Annotated in this window: 16 protein-coding genes; 6 read left to right on the top strand and 10 right to left on the bottom strand. The window is 63.3% G+C overall.

Annotation, left to right across the window (positions count from 1 at the left end; genetic code table 11):
- Nucleotides 1-114 precede the first annotated feature (114 nt).
- Together KHO49_RS28845 and KHO49_RS28840 are read right to left on the bottom strand one after the other, a co-directional pair.
- Nucleotides 115-1,215 (bottom strand): DmpA family aminopeptidase, encoded by a 1,101-nt coding sequence (locus tag KHO49_RS28845; protein ID WP_102879449.1) that lies wholly within the window; start codon nucleotides 1,213-1,215, stop codon nucleotides 115-117.
- A 9-nt stretch (nucleotides 1,216-1,224) separates the two neighbouring features.
- Nucleotides 1,225-2,589 carry an APC family permease gene (locus tag KHO49_RS28840; protein ID WP_213666313.1) on the bottom strand — a complete coding sequence of 455 codons (1,365 nt, stop codon included), beginning with the start codon at nucleotides 2,587-2,589 and terminating at the stop codon, nucleotides 1,225-1,227.
- Between the two features lie 205 nt (nucleotides 2,590-2,794).
- Here KHO49_RS28840 and KHO49_RS28835 point away from each other — a divergent pair, with 205 nt between their 5' ends.
- A complete protein-coding gene (locus tag KHO49_RS28835) occupies nucleotides 2,795-3,598 on the top strand; it encodes a helix-turn-helix transcriptional regulator (RefSeq protein WP_102879451.1) in 804 nt (267 codons plus the stop codon).
- 275 nt (nucleotides 3,599-3,873) lie between these two features.
- On the opposite strand, the gene feaR is transcribed toward KHO49_RS28835, so the two are convergent.
- From feaR to KHO49_RS28815, 4 genes are all read right to left on the bottom strand, one after another.
- Complete coding sequence (gene feaR, locus KHO49_RS28830) at nucleotides 3,874-4,812, bottom strand: transcriptional regulator FeaR (protein ID WP_102879452.1); 939 nt, start codon at nucleotides 4,810-4,812, stop codon at nucleotides 3,874-3,876.
- Between the two features lie 149 nt (nucleotides 4,813-4,961).
- Nucleotides 4,962-5,555 (bottom strand): DUF3156 family protein, encoded by a 594-nt coding sequence (locus tag KHO49_RS28825; protein ID WP_102879453.1) that lies wholly within the window; start codon nucleotides 5,553-5,555, stop codon nucleotides 4,962-4,964.
- Nucleotides 5,521-7,041 carry an APC family permease gene (locus tag KHO49_RS28820; protein ID WP_123390984.1) on the bottom strand — a complete coding sequence of 507 codons (1,521 nt, stop codon included), beginning with the start codon at nucleotides 7,039-7,041 and terminating at the stop codon, nucleotides 5,521-5,523. The genes KHO49_RS28825 and KHO49_RS28820 overlap by 35 nt, the downstream gene beginning before the upstream one ends.
- A gap of 240 nt (nucleotides 7,042-7,281) precedes the next feature.
- Entirely contained in the window at nucleotides 7,282-8,769 is a 1,488-nt protein-coding gene (locus KHO49_RS28815; protein ID WP_123390987.1) for an aldehyde dehydrogenase family protein, read from the bottom strand.
- Nucleotides 8,770-9,112: 343 nt separating this feature from the next.
- Here KHO49_RS28815 and KHO49_RS28810 point away from each other — a divergent pair, with 343 nt between their 5' ends.
- The 5 genes from KHO49_RS28810 to KHO49_RS28790 all read left to right on the top strand — a co-directional run bounded on the left by KHO49_RS28810 (nucleotide 9,113) and on the right by KHO49_RS28790 (nucleotide 14,398).
- Nucleotides 9,113-10,447: an aspartate aminotransferase family protein gene (locus KHO49_RS28810; RefSeq protein WP_213666312.1), complete on the top strand. Its 1,335-nt coding sequence runs from the start codon at nucleotides 9,113-9,115 to the stop codon at nucleotides 10,445-10,447.
- 169 nt (nucleotides 10,448-10,616) lie between these two features.
- Entirely contained in the window at nucleotides 10,617-11,291 is a 675-nt protein-coding gene (locus KHO49_RS28805; protein WP_102879457.1) for a helix-turn-helix transcriptional regulator, read from the top strand.
- A gap of 89 nt (nucleotides 11,292-11,380) precedes the next feature.
- Entirely contained in the window at nucleotides 11,381-12,196 is an 816-nt protein-coding gene (locus KHO49_RS28800; protein ID WP_213666311.1) for a molybdenum cofactor biosynthesis F family protein, read from the top strand.
- A 61-nt stretch (nucleotides 12,197-12,257) separates the two neighbouring features.
- A complete protein-coding gene (locus KHO49_RS28795; RefSeq protein ID WP_213666310.1) occupies nucleotides 12,258-13,640 on the top strand; it encodes an aspartate aminotransferase family protein in 1,383 nt (460 codons plus the stop codon).
- Nucleotides 13,637-14,398: an SDR family oxidoreductase gene (locus KHO49_RS28790; protein WP_115579971.1), complete on the top strand. Its 762-nt coding sequence runs from the start codon at nucleotides 13,637-13,639 to the stop codon at nucleotides 14,396-14,398. Before KHO49_RS28795 ends, KHO49_RS28790 begins: the two co-directional genes overlap by 4 nt.
- A 91-nt stretch (nucleotides 14,399-14,489) precedes the next feature.
- On the opposite strand, the gene KHO49_RS28785 is transcribed toward KHO49_RS28790, so the two are convergent.
- From KHO49_RS28785 to prnC, 4 genes are all read right to left on the bottom strand, one after another.
- Nucleotides 14,490-15,050, bottom strand: a complete 561-nt coding sequence (locus KHO49_RS28785; protein WP_110595603.1) for a flavin reductase family protein — start codon at nucleotides 15,048-15,050, stop codon at nucleotides 14,490-14,492.
- Between the two features lie 24 nt (nucleotides 15,051-15,074).
- Nucleotides 15,075-16,310, bottom strand: a complete 1,236-nt coding sequence (locus KHO49_RS28780; protein WP_213666309.1) for a cation:proton antiporter — start codon at nucleotides 16,308-16,310, stop codon at nucleotides 15,075-15,077.
- 112 nt (nucleotides 16,311-16,422) lie between these two features.
- Entirely contained in the window at nucleotides 16,423-17,514 is a 1,092-nt protein-coding gene (prnD, locus tag KHO49_RS28775) for an aminopyrrolnitrin oxygenase PrnD (RefSeq protein WP_213666308.1), read from the bottom strand.
- Between the two features lie 24 nt (nucleotides 17,515-17,538).
- Nucleotides 17,539-19,242 carry a monodechloroaminopyrrolnitrin halogenase PrnC gene (prnC, locus tag KHO49_RS28770; RefSeq protein ID WP_102865153.1) on the bottom strand — a complete coding sequence of 568 codons (1,704 nt, stop codon included), beginning with the start codon at nucleotides 19,240-19,242 and terminating at the stop codon, nucleotides 17,539-17,541.
- Nucleotides 19,243-19,248: the final 6 nt, after the last annotated feature.

Genomic DNA, 19,248 nt, shown 5'->3' with positions numbered 1-19,248 from the left:
CTTAAAAGATTCTTTTCCAGCCGATTAGCGCCAGGCATTGTCCGACAATCTACAATTTAATTATTAAATATCCATGTAGAAAATTATGTCGATTGCGTCGCACTTCTTAGTCGGTTATTTCATGTTCCAACCAGTTAGTTCCAATGCTTGCCTCAATGCTTGCGGGGTCAGCGCCGGTACTTGCACCCCGTCGGCACTGGTCATCGGCTCGGCTGCCAGCATGGCATTGATGATGGCCTCCTCCACCGCCTCGGCCGCTGCGCTGAACAGCGGCGAGATGTGATCGTTGTTGAGCATCGCCAGAGGTGCAGTGAACGCCAGGTCCTTGCGTCCATAATCCGCAGCGGGCAAGTCCCGGTTTCCCGTGGCAAAGGCCAGGAAGATATCGCCACTGGAATCTTCGGTGCCGCCACCGGTGCGGGCAATGCCGATGGAAGCACGCTGGGCCAGCCGCTGGCACTGATGGGGCAGTAGCGGTGCATCAGTGGCCAGGATCACCACGATCGAGCCCATGCCCGGGGTGCCGCGCTCGGCAAAAGGTGAGGCAATCCCTCCCAGATGACGCCCCACCGGGTAACCGTCCACCCGCAATTCTTCACGCTTGCCGTGGTTGGCCTGGACCAGAGCGCCGACGGTGTAGCCGCCCTGCGCTGCCGCCAGCCGCCGGGAGGCGGTACCGATCCCGCCCTTGAACTCATGACAGATCATCCCGGTGCCGCCGCCTACCGCGCCTTCGGCCACCGGCCCGGATTCGGCGCTGGCCATGGCCTCGCGCACCTGTTGCGGCCCCACATGCTGACCCCAGATATCGTTCAGCAGGCCGTCGTAGGTTTCCATCACCACCGGCATGCACCAGTACACGGCGGGGTCCGCCAGGGCCTCGCGCTCCAGGGCGATCAGGGTGTCGCGCACCACGCCGACGCTGTGGGTATTGGTAATGGCCAGCGGCGTGGTCAGGGTGCCCGCCTCGCGAATCCACTCCAGCCCCGTGGCATCGCCATTGCCGTTGAGCACATGGCAACCGGCGAAACAGGGCTGTTGCCGCGCATGCCCGGCCCGGGGCTGGACCAGAGTGACCCCGGTGCGCACCTGCTTGCCGCCCACGCTGGCTTTCAGGGTGCTGTGCCCCACCCGTACCCCGGGGACGTCGGTGATCGCATTGAACGGGCCTGGTGTCCCCAGACCCAGGCTGATGCCCAATTGACGTGCTCGCATAACCACTCCTTACAATTTCTGAAACGCCGGGCTGTACCGGCCATTGGTGCCATAGAGAATCACCGACAGTGCCAGCAGCCCGATAATCACCATGATGTCCCGCAGGGACGCCTCGAGGAACAGATTGATCAGCAGATACCCCGCGCCCATCACCGCCAGCAGCGCCGGTACCGGCCACAGGGGCATGCGATAGGGATGCTCGCGGTCGCGCAGCAGCACCCGGCTCATCAGCGCGCTGAGGGCAACGATCAGGTACACCAGCATGATCAGCAACACACTGAAGGACGTGAGGTCCGCCAGATTCGAGCTGAAACTGAGTACTGCCGAAGGAATCGCCAGGAACAACGTAGCCAGCCATGGCGAGTCCCAGCGTGGATGAATCCGCGTGAACAGGCGGTTGATGGTGGTCGTCCACAGGGCGTCGCGGCCGCTGCTGAACACCACCCGGCCGATCTGGATGACGATCGCGACAATGGCGTTGAACACCGACAGGAAGATCCCGCCACTGACCACCCTGGCGAGGGTTTCATTGCCATGGCTGGTGAGTAGGTAGCCGATGGGATCTGGGCTGGCCAGCATCGCGCTCAAGGACGGCGCGCCGATCAGCAGCGCGGTGAGCGGCACCAGTTCGATGATCACCACCAGCACCAGGGACCAGAGCACCGCCTTGTGCACGCCGCGCCCCTTGCACTTCATGTCTTCGGCCAGCAGCACCGCCGGCCCGTAGCCGTTGTAGGAAAACAGACCGATACCCACCGCACCGATCACCAGGGCCCAGGGCGCCATCTGCAATGCACCGTGATCGACGATCTGCGGTTGCAAAAGAATGCTCACCGGTTGCGTGGCGTTGCCAAAGCCCAGCCAGACAATCACCAGCAACGCCGCCACCTCCAGCAACAGGCAAGTGCCGGTGATCCAGGCATTGAGCTTGATGTTGAGGATGCCCAGCAGATAGCTGCAGACCACTATCACCAGGGCTACGGTCTGGGAGTCGAAGTCGGTACCCAGGGCATTGTTCAAATAGGTGGCGGCTCCAGTGGCCAGTACCGGAGGGATGAACAGCAACATCACCAGCACCGTGAGGAAGGTGGCATAGCCGGCCATGCCGCCAAACACGCGCTTGGCATACACGTACTCACCGCCGGCACTGTTATGGGCCCGGCCCAGCTCGGCGTAACAGAAGGCAAACATCAGTGCCAGCAACCCGGCCATGACGAACGCCAGGAACACCCCGCTGCCGGCCTGGTGGATGGCAAAGGGCGCGATCACGAACACGGAACTGGCGGGGGTCACACCGGAAACAGTGATAGCCACCACATCGAACACACTCAAGGTTGGTTTCAGCGCGCCGTCGGGCACGGAGGGAGAGCTCATATCGTTATCCTCGTGTTTATTGTTGGTCTGAGGCAGAAACGAAATCCATCGGGCGTGTGCGCTCTGGGACGCACTGGCTGGGAACTACTCTAGGCAGTCACATGACGGCGACCAATTCCCCTATTGGAGTACTCCCCTTGACGGCAACAGGCAAATCGACGAAACCCTTCTACGGCACTTTCGACGCATCAATGGAGCAAGGTCTTTGAGTAATCTGTTCAGGGAGGTCGGCATGCACGCCGGCCTGGGTCGCACCCTTACGCTGATCGGCAACCCGCGATTCTGGAAACAGCTGATCCTGCTGTTGCACCAGGCCACGCCGTTCGACAATGCCCTGGCGATCTTCTACCCGGTGGATGGTCCGCCCCGGGCCCTTGAGGAATATGACGCGGAGCCCAGCAGCAAACCGGCGTCGATGCTCACCTACCTCAATGGCCTGTACCTGCTGGACCCGTTCTTCCAGGCCTGTCGCGAGGGCTACCCCAGCGGCCTGTACCGCCTGGAAGAAGTGGCCCCGGACCACTTCCGCCAGAGCGAGTACTTTCTCAGCTACTTCCACGACAACGTCCTGGAAGATGAAGTGCAATTCATCCTGCAACTGCCCGAAGCCGGCACCCTGTCCCTGTCACTGGGCAACCAACGGGTCTTCAATCGCGAGGAAATCGGCCAGCTCACGACCTTTGCGGCCTGGGTGCTGCCACTGATGCAACAGCATTGGCAACACAGCCAGATACGTCCCCAGGCCCCGGTTGCAGAGGAAATGGCCAGCCAGATTCGCGATGCCCTGAGCCATTTCGGCAGCGCGGTGCTGTCGGATCGGGAGCTGGAGATTGCCCGACTGATCCTCCGGGGTTTTTCTTCCAAAGCCATGGCCGAGCGTTTGAAAATCTCGCCGGACACCATCAAGGTGCACCGCCGCCACCTTTACGCCAAGCTGGACATCTCCAGCCAGCCCGAGTTGTTTTCGTTGTTCATCCAATCCCTGGGGCATGATCTGGAAAATCCCTGACGCCCCTGTTCAGGCTGCTGTTGACGGTCTTTTCGCGGTCTTGCGTTATTGCTTGCCTGCCCGCTTGCCCGCTTGCCGTAGGAGCTGGCTTGCCAGCGAAGGCGTCCTCAAGAACAACGCAAAACTCAAGGGCCTCTTCGCCGGCAAGCCGGCTCCTACACAGCCAGCTAAGGCGTCCTCAAGGGCAGCGCAAAACTCAAGGACCCCTTCGCCGGCAAGCCGGCTCCTACGTAGCCAGCGTTGCCGTTTTTGAGGGCGATGCGAAACTCCGGCGCCTACGCGTTCAGGGAGCGGGCGCGGAAGTCACGGGGCGACTGTTCGAAATGCTTCTTGAACGTCCGGCTGAAATGCGCCGAATCGGTAAACCCCCACTTGAAGGCGATATCGGTGATGGATTCGTTACGCAGCTGCGGGTTGCTCAGGTCCGCCGCGCTGCGCTTGAGCCGGGAGCGCTGGATGAAGCGACACACGCTGTCGCCCTGCTCCTCAAACAGTCGGTACAGCTGGCGCACCGAAATATTCAACTGCCCGGCCAGGGATACCGGGGTCAGGCCCGGCTCATTGAGGGATTGATTGATCAGTTGCCGAGCCTGATCACGCAGGCATTGGCCATGCAGGTTCTCGTCAAAGCCATCCAGAGTGCTGGCCGTCTGACGCAGGGTCGGCCCAAGCAAGGCGATCAGGGCCTCTTGCAGGGCCTGCCCCTCCTGCTGCGCCGCACACCCCTGCAGATCGCCGGCGCAGATCTGCTCCACCAGCAAACGCATCAGGCGACCACTGGCGCAGTTTTGCGACAACTTGCCGAACTTGCGCTGCGGGGTCGGCAGATGCCGGTAAACCTCTTCCCGGCTCAGGTGGAACGAGGCGTGCTCGATCAGGCCGTGGGGCACGATTTCACAGGCACCGGCCGAATCCAGCAACGCCATGTCGCCGGGAGCCAGCTCAATGCTCTCGCCATCCTGGCTCAGGCGAGCGTGGCCACTGCGCTGGATGATCAGGAAACAATGGCGATCGTCCTCATGGTCGACCTTGGTGCTCTGACGGGAGATCAGCCCGGCATTGGTGCGGATCTGCGCCACCTCCAGCCCGGCATAATCCTGTAGACCCACTTCACCGATAAACAAGGCGGGATTGCGCGCCGGGCGGGCGTCGAATCGACCGCAGACACCCTGCAGGGCACCTACCCAGGAACTGAAACTATGCGAAGCAAGCACTGTGCACCTCCATAAGCCGGTTCAGACCGCCTTTGTTGTTATGGCGATATCATTAACATGTTATCTATTTGCCAGGCAAGGAGCCTGACAGCATGGATAGTCTGTTATGGCTTAAGCAGGGTGTATGCCAGTGCTTACGGTTATGTCGGTCAGAATTCTCGTAGAAGCTTGTACAACTCAGTGAAGCTGCCCAACAGCGCCGCCCGCTGTTGGACACTCAAGCGTATGTAGCGCCTGAACCCCGGTAAACGATTGACCACCTCGCTGGCGCCAAAGTGTTCAAGGCGCACTTGCCAGCCCTGCTCATCCCGCCACAGCTCAAGGTGCTTGAAGTCCAGCGGCAGCAGCCGCTCCAGCAACGACTGATCACTGCACAGCTTCTGCAGCAAGGGCGCCCATTGCTCTGCCTCCCCCGCAAGCAATCGCGCGGCGACGCCCTGTCGACGAATCGCCCCGGTGTGGCGCAGGCCGATCCGCGCTTGCCCGGGACGCTCGCAGGGCACCCGCAGACGCCACTCACAAACCACGATATGCATCAGGAACTGCGCCTGGGGACGCTCCCGCACTTCGAACTCCAGAGCGTTTTGCGGGCAGTGGAAAACACCCAGCCCAGCAGAGCGAGGGGTGAAATCCAGGCCCGCCAGATCCCGCCGCACCTGACCCAGGGTGACCCCCGGGCGATAGCCCGAAGGTGCCCGGTGCCAGAACTCAAAGAGGTTTTGTCGCCAGCTTGAAAGATTCATCAGACAGGTTCTCCCGAGGGCTTGGCACTTCATCCGGCGACAGGCTCAGCGCCTGTTCCAGCACCTCCTCCACCGGCACCGGACGAAACGGATTGACCTTCTGTACCAGCAGGGTCCAGACCAGCGCGTAGATTGCAGTCAGGCCCAACATGCTGCCGAAGGGCACATAGATATCCCGTGGATTCATCCCGGGGGGAGTGATGAACCACATGCCCAGGACAATCCCCACCGAAGACAGGATCTGCGGCAACGGAAACCATGGCGATTTATAAGCCCGCGGCAAATCCGGCCGGCGAATGCGCAACATCACCACCGACAAGGTGACCAGCAGGTAGGCGGTGCTCCAAGCACAGACCGCCGCCAGCACCAGGTGCATGATGCTGTCGGTGCTGCCGCCCAGCCACCAGGCATGCAGGCAGGGAATCAGGACCGCCACGGCGATGCACAGCAGCGGTGTCTTGAAGCGCGGGTGCAGGTAGGTGAAAACCTTGGGTAATGCCCCGTCCAGGGCCATGCCATAGAGAATTCGCGGCAGGCCGGCCATCAACGTGTTGATAGTCGCGGCACCGGCAAACAGCAGGCCGATCCCCAGCCAGATACGGCCGAACGGCCCCATGATCTGCTCGGCGAAATGCGGGATGGCCATGGGCGTATCCAGTAAATGCACGCTGCCATCCTCACTCAGGGCAATGTTTTCCACCTGGCGCTTCATGGCTGCGCCGTAGATGAACATGCACACCGCGACGCCTACCAGCCCCAGGGCCATGGCCCGGGGAATGGTCCTCGCGGCCTTGCGTACATCCGGGGTCAGGGGGGTGACGAACTCGCAGCCGACGAACATGAACATGGCCATGCCCACCAGGGACAGGATGGTCGTCAGGTCGGTCCCCACCATTGACGCGCCGAACCAGCCATCGAGCTCCACAGCCGGGGCCTTGATGACCCCGAGCACGCCAAAGATGATCAGGGTGGTCCACATGCCGAAGGTCAGGATCACCTCGGCACGACTGAAGGCGGTGATGCCCACCGCGTTGAGCAGGCCGAAGAACACTACCAACCCGACCCCCACCAACCAGGCGCTGCCGCTCTGTTCCAGCAGGGTATTGAGGGATTCGAAATTCACCAGGGCCATGACGCCACTGAGAATGGTTTCCGCCGTCCCGGCAAACACATGCACGATCAGGTAGGCGGACAAGGTCCCGGTGATGGCGAAGAAACGACCCAGGCCACAGGCCAGGTAGTCATAGACCGAGCCATTGGTGGGCAACAGGCAGGCCGCTTCGGCGAAGGTGGTGGATTGCGCCAGCATCATCAGCAGGGCGATCACCATCGCCGCGGCGAACGCTCCACCACCGATACCGAATCCGGTGGTGGCCGTCAGGATCACCGGGCTGGCCATGATCAGGCCCACGGCACTGGCCAGCGCGGTGGGAAAGCCGACCACGCCCTGATCCAGGTGGTGCTTGAGTCTGTCGTTGAGCGACATGATGGTAAACCTCGAAAGCATGGGTTGATGATTGTTGTTCTAGGCATTTCAAGGGCACGCCCGGCAAGGGCGCAGAGCTTGGCTGTCTGACGCAGCTGAAATCATGTTCACGCCCTGTAGGCGCTGGCTTGCCAGCGAAGACGTCCATGAGAATGACGCCTGTCCTGGGGGCCTCTTCGCCGGCCAACCGGCTCCTACAGTCAACCGGCTGGCCGGCAAAGGCGTCTGCGTGGGGCGTGCTCAATAAGCGATGCACACCGATTTGTTCTCGGTATAGGCCTCGATGGCCGCATGGCCCATCTCGCGGCCCATGCCCGATTGCTTGTAACCGCCGAAGGGCATCGACGGGTCCAGCATGTTGTGGGTGTTGACCCAAACGGTGCCGGCCTTGATCTGGGGAATCAGTTGCATGACCTGACTCAGATCGTTGGACCAGATACTTGCACCCAGCCCGTACTGGTTGTCATTGGCCAGGGCCACCACTTCCTCCAGAGAATCGAAAGGCGTCGCGACCACCACCGGGCCGAAAATCTCCTCGCGCACCAGCTGCAGGTTGGCGTTGACGTTGGCCACCACCGTGGGACGGACATAAAAGCCCTGCTCACCATGGGCAACTCCGCCACAGAGCACCTTGGCGCCCTCCTCGACCCCGCGCTGGACCATCTGCAGCACGCGCTTCTGCTGTTTGGCAGAAATCAGCGGATTGATCTGTGCCTGCTCGTCCAACCCCGGGCCAATGCGCAAGGACTCGGCAATGGCCACCAGACGCTCCAGCACCTGGGTGTAGATCCCGCGCTGGACATACAGCCGCGAGCCCGCCGTGCAGACCTGTCCCTGATTGAAGAAGATGGCCCCAGCAGCCCCGGCGGCAGCAGTCTGCGGGTCGCAGTCGTCGAGGACGATCACCGGCGACTTGCCACCCAGTTCCAGGGAAAAGCGCGTCATGTTGTCCACCGCCGCGTGGCCGATCAGCTTGCCGACCTGGGTCGAACCGGTGAACGCCAGCTTGTCGATCCCCGGATGGGCGGCCAGCGCGGCACCGGCCTGGGCGCCACTGCCGGTCACCACGTTGACCACGCCGGGGGCGATCCCTGCTTCCAGGCAAAGCTGGCCGAGGCGCAGCGCGGTGAGCGGAGTCTCGTCGGCGGGCTTGAGTACCACGGTGCAGCCGCAAGCCAGGGCCGGGACGATTTTCCAGATGGCCATCAGCAATGGGAAATTCCACGGCACAATGGCTCCCACCACGCCCACCGGCTCCGGCACCGTATAAGCCCGGTACTGTGCCCCCGGCACCGCGGCGATGGATACATCCAGGCTCTTGCCTTCGATCTTGGTGGCCCAACCGGCCATGTAGCGGGTGAACTCCGCCGCCGCCCCCACCTCCAGGGCCCGGGCCAGATGGATCGACTGGCCGTTGTTGAGAGTCTCCAACTGCGCCAGCTCCTCGCCATTGGCCTCCAGCAGATCCGCCAGCTTCAACAGCAGGCGCTCGCGATCGGCGGGACGCAACGCCTTCCAGCTGCCTTCGAAGGCCCGACGCGCGGCCCCCACCGCCAGATCCACATCGGCCTGGGCGGCGGCGGCAACCTGGGTCAACTGCTCGCCACTGGCGGGGTTGTACACCGGCATCCGTGCTCCGCAGAGCGCGGGCTGGCTGAGACCGTCAATCAGCAGGCCGTGCTGACTGTCTATGAATGCAGCGACACGTGGGTCGATGGCAACGCTCATCTTGATTCCTCGCAGGTAGACCTTGTTCGAGGTGGACTTTGAGCCCAAAGTCGGATGCCGTCTTGATCCTGGCTGCCGCAAAACTTGGCCCTGGCTGCCAGCGGCAGCGGCACCTACGCTGGCCGTAGGAGCCGGCTTGCCGGCGCACAGGCCCACAAGCCTTGCGCCGCCTGCACGGACGCCCTCGCTGGCAAGCCAGCCCCTGCCAATGGCCGGCAGCGATACCCGCCAAATCGCCACTGGCAGCCTGGGTCAAATGTCCTGGCACACAGAGGCAAGCCAGGAGCCCGCAAATGACGCACTAATAGCTCCACGCTGTCCGTGCGTTTTCAGGAGACTCAACGTGAGCCAAGCAAGCCGTTTCTGGCACCCCATGCTGCACCCCAACGAAATGAAGCAACGCGAACCGATACGCATCGTCCGCGGCGATGGTTGCTATGTCTATGACGACAAGGGCCACCAGCTGGTGGATGGCGTCGCCGGGCTGTGGAACGTCAACGTCGGCCACAACCGCAAGGAAGTGAAAGCGGCCATCACCGCCCAGCTCGATGAGCTGGAGTATTTCCAGCTGTTCGATGGGGTCAGCCACCCTCGTGCCGAAGAGCTGTCCCGGGTGCTGATGAACCTGCTGGAGCCCGAGGACATGTGCCGGGTGTCCTTCAGTTCCGGCGGTTCGGATGCCATCGAAAGTGCCCTGAAGCTGGCCCGCCAGTACTGGAAGCTCGAAGGCCAGGCCGACCGCACCAAGTTCATTTCCCTGCGCCAGGGCTACCACGGCACCCACTTCGGTGGCGCCTCGGTCAACGGCAACACGGTGTTCCGGCGCAACTACGAGCCCCTGCTGCCCGGCTGCTACCACATCGATACGCCCTGGCTGTACCGCAACCCCTACAGCCAGGACCCGCAAGAGCTGGGCAAGATCTGCGCCGACCTGCTGGAACGGGAGATCCAGTTCCAGAGCCCGGACACCGTGGCCGCCTTCATTGCCGAGCCGATCCAGGGCGCCGGCGGCGTGATAGTGCCACCGGCCAACTACTGGCCGCTGATCCGCGAAGTCTGCGACAAGTACGGCGTCCTGCTGATCGCCGACGAGGTGGTCACCGGCTTCGGCCGCAGCGGCTCGATGTTCGGCAGCCGCCTGTGGGGAGTCAAACCCGACATCATGTGCCTGGCCAAGGGCATCACCTCAGGCTACATCCCCCTGGGCGCGACAGTGGTCAACCGGAGGATCGAGGCCGCCTTCGAGAAAAACGCCAACTTCACCGGCGCCATCATGCACGGCTACACCTACTCCGGGCACCCGGTGGCCTGCGCTGCTGCCCTGGCCTGCCTGGACATCGTGGTCAAGGAAGACCTGCCGGCCAACGCGGCGAAGATGGGCGACTACATGCTGGACAAGCTGCGGCCCTTCGTCGAGCGCTTCGACACCGTCGGTGAAGTGCGGGGCCAGGGCTTGATGCTGGCCCTGGATCTGGTGGCGGACAAGACCACCCGCGAACCCATCGACCCCATGAGTGGCTATGCCAATCAGGTGGCACAGATTGCCCGGGACAATGGCGTCATGGTGCGCCCGGTGGGCACCAAGATCATTCTCTCGCCGCCCTTGGTGATCCAGCAGCCACAGGTGGATGCCATAGTCGATGCCCTCGCCGAGGGGTTGAGCAAGGCCCAGCGCTGATCGTTGCAACCGGCTGCGGTCAATCAAACAGCGACCGCAGCCTGTGCTGCATCCCTGCTTGCCAGGCGCCCCGCTCCTGGTTTTCACTCGCCCTGACACGGACAGCGCACACCCGTCACAGTCCCCAACCACCCGAGCCACTGCCCAGCCGGCAGCCAGGAGCTATCCGATGATTGCGCCCACTTCCTTGCCCGGGGCCCATGAACTGGGGCAACGCTGCATCGCCGCCTTTACCCGGGTGGTACCCGCCACCCTCTGCGCTTTCTACCGCATCGATCCGAACCTGCAGGCCCGGGACTTCTCGCTGTACCGCATGCCCGAGCAGATGCACCAGGCCTATTTGCAACGCTACCGCCACTACGACCCGTTGCAGCCACGCAACTGTGCCGCCGCCGGGCGCCCGGTGCTGTCGCTGCACATGGGCATGGCCCAGCAGGGCCGTCATGCAACCGAGGTCTACCAGGGGTTCCTGCAACGTCACGGGGTACTGGATGTAGTGGAAATTCTTGCCTGTGACGGTGAACGGCCCGTCGCCGGCCTGTCGCTGCTACGGGACAACGCCCTGGGGCATTTCAGCGTCGACGAACTGGGCACCCTGCATGCCTTGCAGGGCCTGCTGGAAATCGCTGCCCTGGCGCCCTATTCCCAGGTCGACGAACGTCTGGCCAACCTCACCCCCAGGGAACGGGAGATCGCCTGGCTGCTGCGCGATGGTGCCGACAACAAGAGCATCGCCAGGCGCCTGGACCTGGGGCTGCCCACGGTCAAGACCCACCTGATCAACCTGTTTCGCAAGGTCGGGGTCGGCAATCGCACGGAGCTGGTGAGCACGCTGTTCTTGTAACGGGCCACCGGCTCAACCATTTGGTTGATGGGCGGCATCGGCGCCCAGGCAGAACATGGGGTTCTCCTTTCCTGGACAAGAGCCTTGCCATGAATCAGCAACCTGAGTGGATCACCGTCGGCGCCCTGGCGGACGGTTTTGCAGACGACAATCACATCCTTGCGGGGGTGGATGATCTGTCCGGTCGCACCTTGACCCTGCACTTCGACAACGGCTGGCAGATCGAACACCACTTCGCTGTCGACACCCTGCGCTGGAACAGCCTCGGCCAGCCCGCCAGTGACGACCTGCCCTATCGCGCCACTTCGATACGCCCCGGTATCTACCTGGTGGACTTTCTCAAGCGGGAGCAAGGCCAGTCCCATTCGGTAAGCCTGATCCTCGATCTTGAGCGCCAGTGCTTCACCGCCGTGATCGGCCAGATGCCGAGCCAGGCCGAATGCGGCGTCGACCTGTTCAGCCGGGCGCTGGCTGGCGGCGAGCTGACCTCGGTCAAGGCGCAGTTCCTCCAGGGTGCAATCGATGCCTTGCCCACGGCCGAGACTGCGCGACATGCGCCCACCTCCGAACTGATCGGCCTGCGCAACCAGTATGTCTACAGTGCCAGCGAGGCCTACGAGCACATCTACCTGAATGCCAACTTCTATAGCTGGCAGTGCCTCAGGGGTGTCGAGCAAGGCCTGGCGGACACCGACCGCTGTCACTACTACAAGATCGCCGAGCAGCTGTACCTGTTTGTCTGGCGCGAGAAGATCGTCCCGACCCTGGGCCTGGTGCTGATCGACCTCAAGGCCGGGCGTAGCGACGGCAAGATATTCGGCTACCAGGGTGCAGACTTCAGCCATGCCGCCAACTTCCCGGTGGGCGCCCTGGCCCAGGTCCTCAACCGAACCCAACACCCCTGATTCCGCACCGCTGCCGGCTTGTCCTAGCGCCAGCCGGCAGCGCTTTTCACAGGATACTTCCATGACTCTGGGCCTTGATCTGCAACGCGTCGCCAGCTGCTATCAGTCCGAACTGCAGCTGTTTGTCGAGCAACACCCGCGCTCCGGCGCCTTCTATCAGGAAAACCTCAAGCACTGGCTGTACGGCGCGCCGTTGCACTGGATGCAGCAATGGCCCGGCGCCTACCCGATCATGGTGGCGGATGCCCGTGGTGCGACCCTCACCGATTGCGACGGCCGCGAGTACGTGGACTTTGCCCTGGGCGACACCGGCGCCATGTTCGGCCATGCCCAGCCGGCGGTAGCCGCAGCCATTGCCGAACAGGCACTGCATGGCTCGACGCTGATGCTGCCCACCGCCGACAGCCTGTGGGTCGGCAAGGAGCTGAGCCGGCGCTTTGGCCTGCCCTATTGGCAGGTCACCACTTCAGCCACCGATGCCAACCGCTTTGTCCTGCGCCTGTGCCGGATGATCACCGGACGGCAGAAGGTCCTGGTGTTCAACTGCAACTACCACGGCAGCGTCGACGAATCCCAGGTGGAATTCGACGCCCAGGGGCAGATGATTCCCCGAGACGGCGTGCACGCCAACGGCTTGCAGCACGCCTCCACCACCCGACTGGTGGAGTTCAACGACCTGCCGGCCCTGGAGGCGGCGCTGGCCCATGGCGACGTGGCCGCGGTGCTGACCGAACCCTTCATGACCAACGTCGGCATGGTGCCTCCGGCCCCGGGTTTCCATGACGGCTTGCGGCAGTTGACCCAGCGCTATGACGTACCGCTGATCATTGACGAAACCCATACCCTGTCCTGTGGACCGGGGGGCTATTGCGGCGAACAGGGCTTGCAGCCGGACTTCTTCGTCCTGGGAAAATCCATCGCCGGGGGCATTCCCACGGCTGTCTGGGGCTGCAGCCTGGCCATGGCCGAACGGATCTGGCGGGTACTGCCGCATTTCCAGCCGGGCCAGGCGATCAACCACTTCGGCTTCGGTGGAACCCTGGCCGGCAACGCCCTGCAAATGGCCGCCATGCGCGCCACCTTCAGCGAAGTGATGAACGATGAAAACTACGCACGCATGTTCCTGCTCGCGGAGCGCCTGCGAGCCGGCGTCGACAGCATCATCGGCAAGCACGGCTTGCCCTGGCATGTGACCCGCATCGGTGCCCGGGTCGAATACCTGTTCATGCAGCAGGCCCCGCGTAACGGTGGCGAAGCCCACCACGCCCGCCATGCTCTGATCGAGGCGTACCTGCACCTGTACCTGCTCAATCGCGGGGTGCTGTTGACCCCATTCCACAACATGGCCCTGATGTGTCCGGCCACCAGCGAGGCGCAGGTCGACCTGCACAATCGGCTGCTGGACCAGTGCCTGGCCCAGGTCCTGCCAGGAGCCCAGCCATGAGCCAGGATGACCGCGGGCGCATCGCCCTGGTCACCGGCTCGGGCCAAGGCATTGGCCGGGCGATCGCTCAGGTGTTCGCCGCCGGGGGCGCCAAGGTCATGCTGGCCACCCGCAGCGCTGCGTCAGGTGCCGAAACCCAACGCCTGATTCGTCAGGCTGGCGGAACAGCGGAGCTGCTGACCCTGGACCTCGGCACCCGGGCAGCCGCCGAACAGGCGGTAGCGGCGACCCTGGACGCCTTTGGCGGCCTGGACCTGCTGCTGCACAACGCCGGGATCTTTCCGATGCAGAAGCTGGCCGAGCTTGAGGAGCAGACCCTCGACAGCACCTTGGCAGTGAATCTGAAAAGCTGCTTCTGGCTGACCCAGGCAGCCTTGCCGGCGCTACGCCGGGCCCGAGCACCGCGGATCGTCGTCACCTCATCGGTGACCGGCCCACGCACGGCAATTCCCGGACTGGCCCACTACGCGGCGTCCAAGGCGGGGGTCAATGGCTTCATTCGTGCAGCGGCACTGGAACTGGCGGAGTATGGGATCACCGTCAACGGCGTCGAACCGGGGCTTATCGCCACCCAAGCCATGGACAACCTCGGCGACGCCGCGACCCTGTCCAGGGGCATTCCCCTCGGGCGCCTGGGAACGCCTGAGGACATTGCCTACGCCATGTTGTTCCTGGCCTCGCCACAGGCCGGCTACATCACCGGCCAGACCCTGATAGTGGACGGCGGCGCCCTGCTCCCGGAAAACAGCCAGTTGTAGGCGCTGGGAAGTTGCTCAAGATGAACTGTGGCACTACGCAATCCGGACGCAGATCAGTGCCCCCTACCGCCAGAGGATCACACAAACCGGGCTATTCGAGCTTGAGTGCACTTTCTGTTTCATTGCTCCCTAAACCCCGGTACTGGCCTGCATGGAAGACCAGCGGTTCTGCGCCGCTGTATCGGTATTGTTCGATCTCGCCAATGAAGATCAGGTGATCACCGCCCTCGTACTGGGTGACGTTACGGCACACCAGCACTGCCACCACATCGTCCAGCACCGGGGATCCCGCCTTGCCATAGGAATGAGCTACACCGGCGAACTTGTCAGCGGCTGCCCGTGCGAACTGCTCCGACAAGTGGTGCTGGTGCGCGCCCAGCACATTGATGGCGAAGTGACTCGCCGAGCAAAAAAACTTCAGGCTCGGTGCGGTGCGTGCCAGGCTCCAGAGCACCAGCGCCGGCGATAGCGAGAGTGAGGAGAACGAGTTGGCTGTCACACCGACGTTGCGGCCCTCAGCGGTGCGCGTGGTGATCACGGTCACACCGGTAGCAAACTGCCCCAGCAAGTTGCGCAGCTCGCGGACATCGCGAACATCGCAGCCCTCGGCATCGAGCAAATCCTGAGCCTTGGTTTCGGTGGCAGCATTCATGGTGATCTCTCCCCTCAAGCTGGCTCAGATGGCCTGTTGGCTCATTGCGCGCGATTGCACGCGCAGCGTGAATCGAACCAGCGGTGCGGTCAGCGCCGTCGTCACCAGCGCGAACACCACGAGGATCGTGTAGACCTTTGGTGGAAGGATCTGCATCTGCAGACCGATCGACAGGACGATTAGCTCCATCAAGCCGCGCGTATTCATCAACGAGCTCACCAGCATCGCATCGTGTGGCACAAGCCCGGTGGCACGCGCGCCCAGATAGCTGCCGCCGAACTTGCCGATGAATCCGCCCGCGAGGAATACACCGAACCACATCCAGGATGCCGCGTCGTCGATCGTGCCGACCGAGGCATGCAGCCCCGCATACGCGAAAAACACCGGCATCAGCACAAGCTTGACGAAGCCTTCGACGTTGTCGCGCCACTCCTTCGCGACGCCGGGCACGCGCCGCACAAACAGCGCCGCCGCAAGTGCGCCAAATGCGCTATGGAATCCGATCAGCGACGTCGCGAGTGCCGACGCTATTACGAAGCAAAGCAAAACGGCCAAGCGGTCGCGCGCCGCATGCGCAGTCAATGCGAGCCGCGCAAGCGCCGGTCGAACCACGAAGCGCACCAGGAGCGCGCACAGCACCAGATACACGAGCAGGCTGACGAGCATGCGCACAAATGCCCAGCCAGGGCCGCTCGAGAGCGAGGCAATCGTTGCAAGCAGCATCCATCCGAGCGCATCCGTCAGCATCGCGGCAGACATTGCGTGCCGTGCGCCCACCATGGCGCTGAGCGCCAGGTCGTCGATGATGCGCGCCATCACCGGTACCGCTGATACCGCAAGCGCAACACCGCAGAAGAGTATGTAGGGCAGCGCCGGCACGTCGCTGGCAAGCGTATCTTTCGAGACGCTGGCGACGATCATGCCGATCGCGGCCGGCGCGATGAGCCCGCACGCCGCGATCGCGACAGGTATGCGCCAGCGCCTGCCGCGCAGCGTCTCGCTCAACTCCATATGCAGACCGATCTGAAACATCAGCAGTATCAGGCCGACTTCGCCGACTTGCGCCATGGCTGACAGCGTACGTGGGCCGAACAACAGGTCGTAGAAACTCGGTGCGATCACGCCGAACAGCGAAGGTCCCAACAGCAGACCGGCCGCGATCTCGCCGACGACCGCGCACTGGCCGAGGCGTTCGGCAATGCGGCCGCAGACATTGCAGAGCGCGATCACCAGCACGAGTTGCAACAGCCAGATGGTCATGAGTACCTCGGAAAGAGCGACGCCGACGCGAAGCGGGTGGCCGCGACGCAGCTCGCCAGGTTCGCGAGCGCCTGGCGGAGCGACGCGGCCGATACCGGCTCGGCCTCATGCATCACCGCTCACCCGCGACGCGGTCGACCCAGCCCCGGTAGAACGCACGGTACTTGAGCACGAGCTTGTCGTACTTGCTGTACACGCCGCCGCCGTCCGGCTTCATCCCGTTCCAGATTTTGACGTCGTACCCCGCGGCCTGTCTGGTCTGCAGCCCAAACAGCACGAAGTCGGTCGCACGGCGCAGGGCGCCGCCCACCTTCTTGATCGAGATGAGCATGTGCATGACGTTCTTGCCGTCGCTCACCGGCGTCACACACTGGAGCAGCTTGTATTTGACGTCTCCGTCCAGGGCAACGGTCATGACGCAACCGCCGGGGTAGCCATCGAAGTGCAGGTTCATCTGCGACATGTTCATGCCGAGCGCGCGCGACAGCATGCCGAGGGGGCCGAAGTAGCGGTTCACGGTGAAGTCGATCCCGGCACCGAACCACGCGCCCGCCCGGGCCAGCGACTCAACCTCCGGCCACCGGCGCCAGTCGTCGAAAAGCTTGAGCTCGAAGGCCGAGATCGGGAGCGCGTGCACGGGGGTCGCGTGCTGCGCATCGTAGAAGTTCTCGACGATCCGCAAGACCGCCGTCGTCGTCTCGAACGCGAAGTGCAGGTGCATAAAGTCGCCGTTGTCGACGTCGGCCGCGGCGATCTCGGGCAGCGGGTGCAGCGGCTGCGGGGAGCCGTACCAGACCCACACGTAGCCGTATCGCTCGGCGGTGACCAACGTCGGCTGGCGCGCCCCGCGCGGCACGGGCTCCAGCCGGCACACCGCCTGGCTGTGGCCGGGGATGTGAACGCACTTGCCCTGCTCGTCGTACCGCCAGTGGTGAAACGGGCATTGGATGCACCCGTCCTTGACCCGCCCGTCAGCCAGGTTCGCGCCCAGGTGCGAACAGTGGCGGTCCATCACCACTGCCCGCCCCGTCGCTCCGCGCCACGCCACGCACGGACGGCCGAAGAGCGTCAACTCCTTCGGCTTGCCCTTGAGGTCGTGCGAGCGCATTGCGACGTACCAGCTCGCGGCCACGCGCGTGGTCGCGTCGTACGCCCCCGGGGAGTGCTTCTTGACGCTCGCTTGATCCAGTTGAATGTTGTTCATCGCTTTTGTGTCGTCCTCGACCGACTACTTCTTCAGAACCAAGCCGATGCGGGTTGTGACGTACGCCTTGAGCAGCGCGAACATCGGGTTGTAGTCGAAGTACTTTTTCACCTCTGCCGGCGCACGGGTCTGCGTCCAGTACATCAGCTTCATCGCCGGCAGCAGGCTGTACTTCGAGTTGTTGAGCTGCGGCTTGTCCCCGGTGATGCAGTACCCGAAGCCGAACATCGGCTTGGCGAAGTCGCGTTCGTCGATGAGGGCGTGAATCCGCACCGCGGCCTCCTCGGCCGACTTACGCCCGGCGCTCACGGCCTCGACCTCGGCTTTGGCGTCGTTGAACAACTGGTAGTACTGCTCCATGTCCGCGCACAGGTACCCGAGGTACGGGGGGTCGTTGTCGAGGTGATCGAGGTCGCCCTCGTCGCGCGACGCGCGGAACCTCGCGTGGGCTTGCACGAGCCGGAACTGCCCGAGGATTGTGCCGACCGCCCACAGCCTGTGGAACGCGTCCCATAGGCGGAAGTCCGAGAACGCCGTGTAGCAGCAGCTGACGAAGTCGTCGTTGTGGTCCAAAAGCTTTTGCTGCAGGCGCTCGATGTACTCGAAGCGCTCGGGGGAGAAGTCGTCGTCGCGTAGCGCCTTGATGAGACGCGCCGCAAGCGCGTGGATGGTCACCGCGGTGTTCTCGAGCCCCCGGGAGAAGAGCGGGTCGATGAACCCGTTCGCGTGCAGCATCAGGCAGTAGCGGTCGCCGACGCAGGCGGTCGACGAGAACTGCAGGCGGTCGGTCTTGACCCAATCGCGCACCGGCACGGCGTCCCGGAACTGAGCTCCGATACTCGGGAACCGCGCGAGGAACTCATCGAATTCTTGCTGCGCGCTGATGTCCGTTTTCGGGTAGACACGCGGATCGAGCTGCAGGCCGACGCTCACCAGGTTGTTGGTCGACCGCGGGTGGTTGTTGAACGGAATCACCCAGAGCCAGCCTCCTGTGAACATGTGGTGCAAGGTGCCCTCGTGCCAGCGCCAGCGCTGCCCCTTGACCTTGAAGATGTCATCGAACGGCTTGACCCCGAGCATGTGCGTGTAGAGGCTGCGCGAGTGCGTCTTGAAGCGACACGGTTCTTCGCGGAGCTTGAACTTGGTCGCGAGCGGCGCGCGCGGGCCTCCGCAGTCGATCATGTACCGGCCGGTGAACCGTTCGCCCTCGGCGGTGGTCACCGCGACGCCGTCTTTATCGGCGTGGTATTCGGTCACGCTGGTCTTCTGGCGAACCTTGCAGCCGTACTTAATGGCGGCTTGCAACAGGTAGGCGTCGACGTCTTGCCGGTAATAATGGCTCTCCGGTCCCCACGGCAGCTCGGGAATGACGCACTGCGTGAACTCCTTCGGGTCGTGCTCCTGGCCGGGCTTGTGGAACACGAAGCCGAAGTTGCGCTTGATGCCCGTGCTCGACGAGACGTAACGTTGCGTCGAGTAGAACGACGTAATGTGGCCCAGCTCCGGAATGCCGTAGCGATCAGCAATGATGCGGTTCATGAGCGACGTCTCGGGGATCGACGATTCGCCGATCGTGAAGCGCGGGTGCGACGACTCCTCGATGATCAGCACGCGAAACTGTTGTTTGGCCAGGATGGCCCCCATCTGGGTTCCGGACATGCCGGAGCCGAGGATGATCACGTCGAAATGGTTGCTATCGCGCCCGTTCGCGGGGCTCTGCTGAGTCATGGGGCA

Origin of the sequence: Pseudomonas sp. RC4D1 (genome assembly GCF_018390395.1) — a bacterium.
GTDB classification, from domain to species: domain Bacteria; phylum Pseudomonadota; class Gammaproteobacteria; order Pseudomonadales; family Pseudomonadaceae; genus Aquipseudomonas; species Aquipseudomonas danubii.
The sequence above is the reverse complement of the archived record's forward strand: the minus strand, read 5'-3'. Positions and strand labels throughout refer to the sequence as shown.